The following is a 13,272-nucleotide window of genomic DNA, read 5'->3' on the forward strand; positions in this document are numbered from 1 at the left end:
CCATTTGGTTTTTCTTTCGAAATAAACATCCGACTAAAGCAGCGGGCTGTTTAATTAGCTATAATCTCAAAATTTTTATCTTCAATTTTCACAACCGTTAAAGCCTGTGAATAATTTAGTAAAAAAGAAATTACTTCTTTTTTAGGTTTCAAATCTTTAGAAGCTAACGCTTTTTTTGAGTAAATTTTCGCCATACTATGTAAATGTTTTATAATAGTATAACGGGCTAATATTCAAAATAGTATTAGTTGGTTAAAATAATTTGATGTTTGTCAATTATTTTTCTCAAATTCATAAGTGCATAACGCATTCTTCCCAATGCAGTATTGATGCTTACATCTGTTAATTCTGATATTTCTTTGAAACTCATATCCTGATACATTCTCATTACCAACACTTCTTTCTGATCTTCAGGAAGCTCTTCGATCAACCTTTTTAAGTCAACCTCAACCTGATCTACAATCATTCTGCTTTCAACATTTAATGAATCGTCAGACATGATAGAGAAGATTGAAAACTCTTCGGTTTCTCTGTACATTGGCATTTTTTTGGTTTTGCGAAAGTGATCCACAATTAAGTTATGTGAAATACGCATTACCCAAGGAAGAAATTTACCTTCTTCGTTATAGGAATTACTTTTTAAGGTTTTAATTACTTTAATAAAAGTATCTTGAAAAATATCATTTGAAATATCTCTATCAGCAATCTTAGAATATATAAATCCATATATTTTAGATTCGTGCCTTTTTATTAATGTTGCAAGAGCAGCTTCACTGCCTTCAACATAATTTTTTACTAATAGAGCGTCTGGAATTTGCAGATCAGCCATAATACTACTTTTTTAGTTTTAATAATTTGGAGTAATTTTTCTAAAAAGTAATTTTATTTTATAGGCGTGATCTTTTTTGAGTTATGTTAATTATTGTGACCAAATTTAACAAATATTTATTTTAAAAAGCAAACAAAAACAATAATAATTAACATTAAAACGTTAAGTTTTTTGCTACAGAGGCTATTTTCGATAAAAAAAGTTAAAAAAATGCTGTTAAAAACGTTTTAAAAAACAAATGTAAATAACTTACAATTAAACATTTAAGCTATTTACACCTGCTTTTTGGGTAAATTTTCATTCTATATTTTTTTATTGATAAACACGTACATAATCGACGTAATATTTTTGAGGAAGTACTGAATCATCCACTTCAGGACCTCCAAAATTACCTCCAATGGCTAAATTTACGATAATATAAAATGGTTTATCAAAGGGCCATGTATCTTCATTTTTAACTTCAGGATTGAAGGTATAGACTAAAGTTGAATCTACAAAAAAAGCAATTTTATCTTTGTCCCATTCAATTGCATATACATGATAACCTTCTTCAATATTTGGAAATTCTGTTCTTTTGGTATTAATCGTATTTCCGTGACTGTCCTGTGTATGAAGAGTTGTATAAACCATATGTGGATCTCTTCCTATATATTCTAAAATATCAATTTCTCCTGTTTTTGGCCATTTAACCTCATCAATATTGGCACCTAACATCCAGAAAGCCGGCCATAAACCGTGTCCGATAGGTAGTTTTGCCCTTGCTTCGATTCGGCCGTATTTAAAATCTTTTTTTCCTTTGGTTGTGATTTTTGTCGACGTATATTTTTCTCCTTCTTTTCTGGCTTCAATAACTAAATTTCCATCTTTAAATTCGTGATTGGTTTTAGTATAGATTTGTCTTTCGTTGTTTCCATAACCGCACAAATTTGGACAGCCGTCACCGAGTTCAAAATTCCAGACTTTTTCGTTTAATTTTTTAGTATTGAAATTTTCTTCCCAGACCAATTTCCTCTTTGTTTCCTGCGCGTATGAAAAGCTGCAGATTAACAATAGTAAAATTATTTTATTCATAGTATAATTTTAAAATTAAGAAGGCCAGCCGAAACTGACCTTCTCCTAATTACTAATTAATTAACTCATATTCTATTGATAAATTCTCACGTAATCAATCTCCATAGAAGACTGAGTGAAAGCACCATCAATATTACCGCCTAGATTACCTCCCATTGCTACGTTTAAAATCAAGAAAAAGTCGCTGTTAAAAGGTAATGAACCATCGTTTGGAACTGAATGAAGTAAATCGTCATCTACATAAGTTTTTACCGATGCAGGGCTCCAGATTACTTTATAGACATGAAATTCTGTCGAAACGTTAGCATATGTTTTTGATCCTGTGTTACCATTTCCACCTGAGTGTCCAGGATAATGAAGCGTACTCAAAATCACATTTTGATTGTTACCCACATGCTCCATAATATCTATTTCTCCACAGGCAGGCCAAGGTTTAGAAGCATAATTTTGTCCAAGCATCCAGATTGCAGGCCATGTTCCTTTGCCAATTGGGAGTTTAGCTTTAACCTCAACTTTTCCGTATGTAAAAGCAAATTTCGCATCTGTTTTTAATCTTGCTGATGAATAATCTGCACCGCCAGAAGCTTCTTTTTTAGCTGTAATAACCAGATTACCTCCTTGTACTTTTACGTTTGTTGCTGAATTGGTATAATTTTGCTTTTCATTATTACCCCAGCCGTTATCTCCTTTACCTAAATCATAATTCCATTTTGTCGCATCTGGTGCTCCATCTGTATTAAACTCATCTGACCAAACCAGATTTGTATAATCTGTTGTTGGATTTTGAGTAGGTTTTGTAGTAGTGAAAATATGATACCAAGCTAATGCAGGGTTTCCTCCCATTACGGCTCTTACAACCATTCTGTTTGCAGTGATTGACAAGATTTCGTAAGAACTTTGACCAATATAGTACCCCATAAATCCACCATCAGAGAAGTTCAACATTGTTCCTCTTGTTTGTGTTGCATGGTTTGGATTTTTGGTAACTACAGATTCTGATGGACTTAATGAAACTGTTTTAACGCCACTTGTATTATAAGTTAAACAAGCATCATCTGGTCCGCTTCCTCCTCCTACGCTTGCAAAAGCTGCGTTAAAGAATGTTGCTCCACCGTTGTTTAATTCAAATTTCAATTGATCTCCATCTTTTGAGAAAGTCAATTCGTTTTCGTATAAACAGCTGCTTGCCGGCGATGCTGCTTTTTCAAACGGCCCTGCCATATAGTAGTTTGCATAGTAGTTTTTAGTCGCATCGCCATCGTTTTGACCAACTCCTAAGTGTCCTGCTTCTGAAGCTGACCAATACCATTTTTTAGATGAACCACCAGTTAAGAACGTTACAGCTTCATCATCGCTAAAGTTACTTAATACCGTAATATCTAGTGTTGTGTTTGATGCTACACCGCCTCTTCCGTTTGCAATTACTGTAACAGTATAGGTATTTACTCCTGTTTTTGTGAAACGCTTTGTAAAAATACCGCTTGGTGAAGTTTCAGATGTTCCATCGCTAAAAACATATTTAAATGAAACAGCGTTATCTGCTTTTGCAGTCAATTTTACCGTTCCTGATCCGTCTCCGTTTGGAGCATCAGCAGTTTTTCCTATAATTTCAGCTGTTACCTGAATATTAGAGGGCGCCGCCAAATCGCCAAAAGCAAAATCATCTTTTTGACAACTTATTGCTAATAGCAGAGCAAAAAGTAATACGAAGTATTTATTATATTTTTTCATTTTGTTATTTTTTTATAAAATGTAAATTCATTTTAATCGATTAATAAGGTTCATTTTTTATTTATGAAAATAAACGTTATCAATATATATGGTATGACTTCCGGTTGGTGTTCCAGAATAAATAAGCTGTGCAATATGAGCTCTGGTTGTTAATCCTGTAAAATCACTTAAAGGAATATCCAGACTTACCCATTGTCCTTGTGCCGGAGCGGTAAATTTAAGTTCGTGTTCTTTATCATCTCCTCCTCCATTGTAAACTCCATTGGCTCCAAAATCAACTAATTTGATTCTGAATTCTGTAAAATCTGAAGACCATACATCTACGTGGAAATGTGTCATTCCGGTTGCATCAATTGTTGTAACTGGCTCGATACCCACAAAATTTAAATCTGAGTATTTTTTAACTGCATTTCCTGCTACAGCAGTTTCTTCTAATGTTGCTGCTGACCAATCTGTACGCCATGTTTGAATGGCAATATTTGAATACGCATCACTAAATAATGAAATAACATCTGAAGCCGGTTTTGTTGGCGTTGGTGCTGCTGTGCTTAATGTTTCGACGTCTTTATAGAAATAAATATTATCGATAAATACAGTTCCTCCAGCCCAAGGTGTTCCCACAAATTTCAATTGGAAAATATCTGCTACTGTTAATCCCTGACTTGTAAATGCCGAAATTGGAATATCAATACTTGTCCATTGATTTGCTGTAAGATCTTTTACAACTGGTTTTTCTCCATTTGTCTTACTGATTAATGAAGTTTCGATTTTTTGTAAATCTGCTGTCCAAACATCCATGTGAATGTAATCCATACCCGAAACATCAACTGTAACATTATCTGCTAAAGCAATTCCCTGGTAGCTTAATTTGATATAGTTCAACATTTTGTCGCCATTCAAATCAAATTCTGTCCAGCTGCTTCCTTGTCCTGCTTGTCCCCAATCTGGGAAATAATTAGTTCCCGCAACATTCGTGTATTTAGAACCGTAAATAGAAATTACATTTCCGGCTGCTCTGTTTGGAGGCGTTGGTGCCGAAGTTGTTGGATTAAGAACTAATTTTGCTTCAAATTCCTGAGATTTTTCAGTTGTTTTAATCGCAGCACTTTTTGAAACCACACGGATTGTGTAAACTCCAGCCGCTTGGTAAGTGTATGAAACTGATTCTCCGTTATTAGCCGAAATTGGATCTGGTTTTCCTGCTTCTCCAAAATAAACATCATAAAACAATGCAAAATCTGCTGTTGCTTTTACGGTTACTTTCTTAGAAACTGATAAATCGTTTGTTATTACCACTACTAAATTTTCCGGAGCTTTAAACGAAACTAAAACCTCTTGTGTTACTTCGGTTTTTTTTCCTGTAATTCCCATTGCAATAATTTTGCTTTGGTAAGTTCCTTCTTTATATACGTGTGTTACAGTTCCTCCAGAAGGAAAATAATCAGATTCTGGCGATCCGTCTCCGTAATTTATTTTGTATTGTGTTACTCCTTCTCCTTTTGGTAAAAAAGTTACTTTACCGGAGTTATCCTGAGTTACAGTGGTCAAAGCAGATATGTTTGCCGGTGCACTAACACCTTCTAAATCAATATTGCTGTCATCGCTTGAACAGCTAAAGAATAGCGTTAAAACGACAAGACTTAATATATAATGTAATTTTTTCATAATAGTATTTTTTAATATCCAGGATTTTGCGACCAGTTACCGTTTGCGAATTGAATTTCTTCAATTGGAAGTGGAAATAATTCATTTTTATTTGCTTTAAATCCAGGAATTGTTCCAACAGCTTTGCCAGTTCTTACTAAATCAAAGAAACGATGTCCTTCTCCAAAAAGTTCTACTCTTCTTTCTGCCCAGATAAAATCTGTAAGTGCAGCTCCAGAAGCCGTTACGTTATGGTTATTATCTCCAAATGCACGCGCTCTAACAAGGTTTAAATATGTTCTTGCTTTTGCGTCATCAATTGCACCTCTGTTGTAAGCTTCTGCAGCCATTAAAAGAACGTCTGCATAACGAATTGATCTGTAGTTATTTGGATTTGTTAAGTTCAAATCTCCCTGTGCATTTGAGCTTCTTTTTCTTGGAATATATTTTCTGTTGAAGAAACCTGTATCTTCATTTCCTTTTCCATAGCTAACTCCTTTTCCTCCATCATAATTAGAGTTTGCAGCAGCAAAAGCAGCGATGTCTAAAATAGCTACATCTTTACGTCTGTCTCCTACTTCAAATGAATCTGCACCTTCCTGAGTTGGAATGTTAAAACTAAATCCTGAAGAAAAAAGTGGTCCTGAGAAATTTCTAACGCCGCTAAAACCTACAGCCACGTTACCTTCACTACATTGTAAACATCCAAATCCAGCTCCTTCAATATCTGTATATTGCACTTCAAAAATAGATTCTGCTCCGTTTTCTCCATCCATTTCAAATATTGAATTATAATCTGTTACTAAAGAATATTTTCCTGAAGTAATTACAGATTCTAGTACCGTTGCTGCCTGCGTAAATTTATTTTGATATAAATAAGCTTTTCCTAATAATGCCTGAGCAGCAGTTTTAGTAGCACGTCCTTTTTGAGAAGCATTTGGTGCTAAATTAGCCGATGCGAAAATTAAATCAGCTTCAATCGAAGCATACACTTCCTGAACAGATGAACGCGGTATCTTTTTTTCATCTCCAAGTTTAAATCTCGCATCGCCTTTCATTGGTATACCGCCAAACCATTTTACTAATTCAAACTGGTAATATGCTCTAAGAAAACGCGCTTCGGCAATAATTTGGGTTTTCTCTGGAAAATCTGTTTTATCTTGAAATTCAAGAATATAATTAGCTCTTTGAACTCCTGCAAACATCCAGTTCCAGATATCTCTTAAGTTGCTGTTTACCGGAGTATGAATCATATCATCTATTTGCTGAAACCCGATAACATCTGTTGGGCTTTCTCCTCCTGCTAATGTATTATCTGAAGCAATTTCTCCTAATAAAACATTTACATAAGAAGCCTGAAGTAAATCGTAAGCAGCAACCAAAGCCTGATCGTAATCTGATTTTGAATTAAAATAATTTTCAGAATCGATAGAATATTCTGGTTTAGGGTCTACAAACTCATCCGAACAAGAAATACACAAGGTCGAAAACAGAGTAAGAGATATAACGGTTGTAAATAAATATTTTTTCATTTTAATTGAAATTAAAAATTAATGTTTAAACCCATTAAATAGGTTCTTGGAGTAGGATAAAATCCATAATCAATTCCACCTCCAATTGGCGCACCATTTGAAGCTCCCGGATCGTAACCTTGGTATTTAGTAAATGTGTATAAATTATTTACTCCTGCATAAAGTCTTAATTTTGTGATTCCTACTTTTTGAGCAACACTTGGATTAAGAGAATATCCTAACTGAACATTCTGAATTCGAAGGTATGAAGCATCTTCTACAAAATAATTAGAAAAAACATTGTTTGACGTTGCACCTGTTGTAACTCTTGGTGTTGAATTTGTAGATCCTTCACCTGTCCATCTGTCTAAAACATAATCTATACGATTTGCATCAGAAAGTGTTCTTTCGTAGTTACGAACCATATCATTTCCTACAGATGCAAAAGTGTAAACTGCGAAATCAACGTTTTTATAATTTAATTGAAGATTGAATCCCATTGTTGCAGCAGGAATTGGATCACCAATATTGGTTTTATCTTTTGTATCAATTACACCGTCTCCATTTACATCAACAAAGCGAAGATCTCCTGGCGCTGCATTCGCTCCTAAAGCCAATTGCGATGGGTGAGCATCAACTTCTGCCTGATTTTGAAAAATACCATCGGTTTTATATCCATAGAAATATCCTATTGGCTTTCCTATTTCCATTCGTGCAGGTGCAGGCTGTCCAACACCAAATCCTCCTGCTTCCATAAAACCAGTTCCGTTATTTACTTCCAGAACTTTATTTTTAATAAACGTAACATTATAAGCTACATTCATTGAAAACGAATCTGAGAAATTTTCTTTGTAATCGATAGCAAATTCGAAACCATAATTTTTTACTGTTCCTGCGTTTATAGTTGGAGCACCAGAGCCCGGAGCACCTGTTCCATTAATACCTGAAACAGGAATTTCTCCAATTAATAAATCTTTCCTTGTATCACTAAAATAATCTGCTACAATAGAAACTTTGTCATTTAATATTCTCATATCCAAACCAATATCAAGCTTTCTAGCTTCTTCCCATTTTACATCTGGATTTGGAACTGCCCCTGTGGCTACACCGTTTACAAGAGCGCCATCAAAAACATAAGTTGCTTCTCCGCTCAAAGTACCTAAATATCTATAATTTCCAATTTGGTCATTTCCTAATGTTCCGTAGCTTCCTCTTAATTTCAAGAAATTAATGAATTTAGGAGTTCCAAAGAAATCTTCTTTAGAAACAATCCATCCTCCTGTAACAGATGGAAAATAACCTACTTTATTCCCTGGTCCAAATTTGGTAGAAGCATCACGTCTAATCATTCCAGATAATAAGTATTTCTCTTTATAATCATACTGCAGCCTTGCAAAATAAGATAATCTGCGTTGATCATAAACATAAGAGCTGTTTGTCAAAGTTGCTGAAACTCCTTTTGTTAAAGAAATATCTGCAAATTCCCAAGAATTATTAGGTACATCAAAACCAGTGGCAGAAAGTCCATTACCCCATTCTTTAAAAATAGTTGTACCTACAGTTCCAGTAATATTATGTGCATCTGCAATTTTTGTATTATAAGTTCCAAAAAGGTCAAATGAATAATTGTTATCATTTACAGAACCTTGAGTTACAGAGCTTCTTTGTACATCAAAAACTTTTCCTCCATAGCTTATTTGCGGAGCAAATGTTTTTGATTCGCTGTTTGAAGTATTAAAACCTATTGAACTTGTCAATGTAAATCCTTTAAAGATTTTGTAGTCGAATCCAAAATTTCCGTTTAATTTTTTATAATTATAATCGTTGTACGTATTTGCAATTTGTGCAAGGGGATTAATAATTTCATTACCTAATCCCGTTGTATTTGGCACAACAGTAAAATTGCCGTTTGCATCTTTAGGAGTCAATGTTGCAGGAACATTTAGTGCATTAAACAATACAGAGCCAAGACCGTTTTCATTTAATGTTTTTCTGGTAAAATAAGTATATATAACATTAGTCTTAAGCTTAATTTTACTGCTAAGATCCGCTCCTAAAGCAAGTCTTGCCGTATTTTTTAAGAAACCAGATTTGTCTCCCCCAACGATTCCTTCCTGATCTAGATGTGATCCACTAATAGAATAAGTGATGTTATCTGAACCCCCGGAAATACTCAAATCATTATTGACAATTGGAGCCATTTGAAAAACTTCATCCTGCCAGTCTGTACCTTTTCCTAATCCGCTTACGTTTGGATAAGGAAGTGGTTTACCTCCGTTAGCATAACTTTCGTTTAATAAAAGTGCATATTCCGTAGCATTTAAAGTGGGAAGTTTTCTGGATGTTTCCTGAAATCCAACAGAGCTATTAAAAGATACTTTTGTTTTAGTATTCTTTTTACCTGTTTTAGTTGTAATTAAAATAATTCCATTTGCCCCAATTGTTCCATAAATAGCCGCTTGAGCATCTTTTAAAACTGTTATGGATTCAATATCATTAGGATTTAAAAGACTAAAATCTCCAACATAACCATCAATAATAGCTGTTGGTGCATTTTGTCCATTTGTAGCAATACCACGAATACGAATATCCAATGGTGCTCCTGGTGCTCCAGACTGAGTTGTTACATTCACACCCGTAACGGTACCTTGCAGAGCTTGTTCGATTCTCGTTGGTCGAATAAGGTCAATTGTTTTGCTGTCTATTACAGAAACTGCCCCTGTAACCTCTCTTTTCTTTTGAGTACCGTAACCAATGACAACTACTTCGTCAAGTGATCTTGCATCCTCAATTAATTTTACAGTTAATTTAGTTCCAGAAACTGCAACTTCTTGCGTTTTGTAACCTATATAACTGAAAATAACTAAAGATCCTTTTGGAACTCCGGTTAATTTAAAAGATCCGTCAAAATCGGTGGTTGTGCTTTGAGACGAACTTTTAACTTTTACATTAACGCCAGGCAATGATAAACCTGAGCCATCTACTACCGTACCGGTTACATCAATAGATTGCGAAAACGCAAATGATGTACACAGTGATAGTACAATTAGTAATAATTTAGATTTCATAATTAGTTAGTTTTTATTGAAAGCTAAATTTATCTGTTCCCTTTATGAAAACGATAAAATTAACCTCAACAAAAAACATACATCATAAAAAAATCTAGTCTTAATTCAGGATATCACAAAATAAACCGCTCTGTAGCTATAATTTGTGAATGTTAATTTCTTTAACATTTGCACCGTAATTTCACAACAAAAGCATAATGTTGTGGTAATGTATAGTTTTTTTAAGCCGATTTTTGAATTCCTATACAGCCAGAATATATTCAACTAAACCGATTTCGTGCTGCAAATCCATTTTCTTGCGCAAACGATACCTTTTTATTTCAACACTTCGAACCGAAATATTAAACATTGGAGCTATTTCTTTTGAGGAAAGATTCAATCGAAGATAGGCGCATAAACGAAGGTCATTTGGTGTTAAGGCAGGATGCATTTGTTTTATCCTTTTTAGGAAATCTTTATCGGCACTATCAAAGGCTTCTTTAAAAATCTTCCAGGAATCTTCTTCTGTAATGTTTTTATTAATGGTACTAATTACAGATTTAATATTTGAACTGTCATTTTGAGACGTTTTCTTTAAATCTTCTTTAATAAAAGCCAGCAATTCGTTTTTACTGTTTAAACTCATTGTCGAAACCGCCAGTTCACGGTTTTTATTATCAACATCCTGCGAAAGCTGTTCGTTACGAAGTTTCATTAATTGCTGTTCGTTTTCAAGCTCCTGAATCTCCAGTAAAAGATTATTTTCTTCAATAAGTTTTTCTTTCTGCTTTTGATAATAATTTCGGTATGCTTTATTAATAAAATAAGCCATTGCCAAAATCAAAAGAAAGTAAACAAAACAAGCTAAATTGGTCAAATACCAAGGTTTTAAAACTATAAATGTGTATACGGCAGTATTCTGCAGAATTGTATTAGCATATTTTGCCCTAACCCTAAAAGTGTATTTTCCCGGTGAAAGGTTTTTAAAATTCACAGTCGCCTTTGTACTCCACTCACTCCAGTCGTCCTGAAAACCTTCTAATAAATATTGGTATTCAGAATTGATGTATTTATTGTATTCCGGAACAGTATAATTAAGTGTAATATTATTTTCATCAGAATCAAAACTGCCTTCACTCTGAATACCAACATTTTTAAATGTTTCGTTTTGCTTGTTTATCAATATATCGGTAATAAAAACATCATAGTTTTTAAAACTTAAATCGTCGATATTTAAAGTATAATAACCGTCTGTTGTACCTATCAAATAGGTTGATTTAGAAATTTGGGTGATATTTTCATAACCCAGCATCGAATTGGTTAAAGAGGAAGGAATAGGAATTATATTCTGCTTTAATTGATTACTCAATTTACTGGCAGAGAAATAATGAATGTAGTTTTTAGAAAACAACCAGATTTTATTCGAATGATCTACAATTAATTTACCCGATGTATATTCGTCTTTTTCAAAAATCGAACTTAAAACGGTATCTTTTTCGAATTGTCTTGTTTTAGCATTTAATTTAAAAATCCCGCCTTTATAAGCATAATAAATTGAATTGTTAAAAGTGGTCAAACTGGCACTAATTCCTTTTTCCGGAGATTTGTAGGTATAAAAATCATGTGTTTTTAAAAGCGCTTTATCGAGTTTTAATCTAAAAATCCCTTTGTATTCATGACTTATGTAAACATCCAGATTCTTTGTGATTTCAAAATATCTTGATGAATAATCAAAACCCTGAATTTTGTTTTTAAAAACCCATTGATTATTTACTTTCTCTAAAACCGAAAGTCCGTAATAATTTCCTTGAATTAACTGATTTTTATTTGTTGGAGAAGGTTCAAACTTCCAGGTTCCGGAACCCGAAAATATACTTCTTGCCGAATCGTTTGTAATTATAAAAGTCCCCGAATCATGTCCGCAAAAAAGTGTATTATCATACGTAAACAACGACCAAACCTGACCTTTTGTTCCGTTTATAAATTTAAATTCAGCGTTACTCTGCGTTGGTTTACAAAACAATCCCTGATTTGTTCCAATGTAAAGCATTCCGTTAAAAACCGCCGATGCGTAAACAGTTCCTAAAACTCCTGTGTCGTCTGTAAAACTGTGTACTGGTGACTGAATATTGATGCAGTTAATTCCGTTATCTAATCCAACCCATAAATTTTGATCTTTATCTTCAAAAAGTGACAAAGCCGTATTATTGCTTAAACCTTTACTCTGTGTGAGGTGATATTTTAGTTTTCCGTTATTTGATAAAATAAAAACTCCATTTGAAACCGTTCCTAAAGCAAAACTTCCGTCCTGAAGACGCTGACTGCTGTAAACGAAACTTGATTTTAATTCTGCATCCACATCTGTAGGAACTCTGGTTAGGGAATTTCCTGTCAGTTTGTAGATTCCGTCCAGCTGCGTTTGAATCAGTAAACCATCATCTGTCGTAAAAACATTCGCAATTGTAAATTTCTTTAAAATCGGATTATCTGAAACTAATTTTGCTCTTCCGCTTTCAATTTCAAAAAGCCCTTCTTTAATGGTTTGAAAATAAATAGCATTTTTTGCCGAAAATGACTTTATAACACCATTTTTAGGTGCGATGATATTAAACGTTCTTGTTTTAGTATCATAAATATAAATTCGGTTTAAAGATTGAAACAAAATCCATTGATCGTATTTTAAGATATTCCAAAACTGTTCATCGTCTAAAATTTTGCTTTTAATTTTATCGCTGAGTGATGTATATTTTAGTTTGCCATTTTCATTTCTGGTCCAATAACCAAAATTCATGTAACTGCCTGTATATACTTTATTCCCAATCACTTTTACAGATCGAATAATAGTTTCATTCGGTCCGGTATACAATTGCCAAGTGGTTCCATTATATTCTAATAGTCCGTCGTTATTAGCAAAATACAGATAATTTTCATCGTCCTGTGAAATCATCCAGCTCTGATTTCCAGCTCCGTAAACAGATGAAGAATATTTAACAATTGGCGGAAGTTCCTGCGCAAAAAGCAAGAAATTCATCAAAAACAACAAGGTAGTTAGTTTAGTTTTCAAATTTGGTCAGGATATTAAATAATACTAAAACAGTTCTAAAATAGCACATTTTAGAGTGAAACAATAATTTTTAGTAAAATAAAATCTTTGCAAATAATCCTCGGTTTTTACCAGAGGAAAACAATTGTTATAATACTTTGCGTTCCAACGGTTGAAACCGCTGGCTATGTTTCAACAATTTCTCAAACATATTCAAATATAGCCCGTGGTTTCAACCACGGGAACCGTATTGTAATGAAATAAACTTATATTCCCAATGGTTCAAATGCCTTCTTTAACCAAAAATAAACATGGTAATTCTGTTAAGATTTGGAACAATATCCTTAACAAAACTCTATTCAAAATTGATTACTTTTGTAAAAATTGACTTTTTTT

8 protein-coding genes are annotated in these 13,272 nt (G+C 33.6%); all 8 read right to left on the bottom strand.

Going from position 1 to position 13,272, the window contains the following annotated elements; translation table 11 throughout:
* Window positions 1-50: 50 nt before the first annotated feature.
* On the bottom strand, window positions 51-194 hold the full coding sequence (locus tag J2Y38_RS08575; RefSeq protein WP_309841281.1) for a hypothetical protein: 144 nt from the start codon (window positions 192-194) through the stop codon (window positions 51-53).
* Window positions 195-244: 50 nt separating this feature from the next.
* Entirely contained in the window at window positions 245-829 is a 585-nt protein-coding gene (locus J2Y38_RS08580; RefSeq protein ID WP_053473705.1) for an RNA polymerase sigma factor, read from the bottom strand.
* Window positions 830-1,141: 312 nt separating this feature from the next.
* The gene (locus J2Y38_RS08585; protein ID WP_309841285.1) at window positions 1,142-1,900 is read right to left on the bottom strand and encodes a glycoside hydrolase family 16 protein; all 759 of its coding nucleotides are present in this window, start codon (window positions 1,898-1,900) and stop codon (window positions 1,142-1,144) included.
* A gap of 72 nt (window positions 1,901-1,972) precedes the next feature.
* Window positions 1,973-3,631: a family 16 glycosylhydrolase gene (locus tag J2Y38_RS08590; protein WP_309841287.1), complete on the bottom strand. Its 1,659-nt coding sequence runs from the start codon at window positions 3,629-3,631 to the stop codon at window positions 1,973-1,975.
* A 57-nt stretch (window positions 3,632-3,688) separates the two neighbouring features.
* Window positions 3,689-5,296, bottom strand: a complete 1,608-nt coding sequence (locus tag J2Y38_RS08595; protein WP_309841288.1) for a hypothetical protein — start codon at window positions 5,294-5,296, stop codon at window positions 3,689-3,691.
* A gap of 11 nt (window positions 5,297-5,307) precedes the next feature.
* Entirely contained in the window at window positions 5,308-6,807 is a 1,500-nt protein-coding gene (locus tag J2Y38_RS08600) for a RagB/SusD family nutrient uptake outer membrane protein (RefSeq protein WP_309841290.1), read from the bottom strand.
* An 11-nt stretch (window positions 6,808-6,818) separates the two neighbouring features.
* Complete coding sequence (locus tag J2Y38_RS08605; protein ID WP_309841292.1) at window positions 6,819-9,854, bottom strand: TonB-dependent receptor; 3,036 nt, start codon at window positions 9,852-9,854, stop codon at window positions 6,819-6,821.
* Between the two features lie 241 nt (window positions 9,855-10,095).
* Entirely contained in the window at window positions 10,096-12,897 is a 2,802-nt protein-coding gene (locus J2Y38_RS08610) for a triple tyrosine motif-containing protein (RefSeq protein ID WP_309841294.1), read from the bottom strand.
* Between the last annotated feature and the right edge of the window lie 375 nt (window positions 12,898-13,272).

The sequence above is a fragment of the Flavobacterium sp. 2755 genome (assembly GCF_031455715.1).
Lineage (GTDB): Bacteria > Bacteroidota > Bacteroidia > Flavobacteriales > Flavobacteriaceae > Flavobacterium.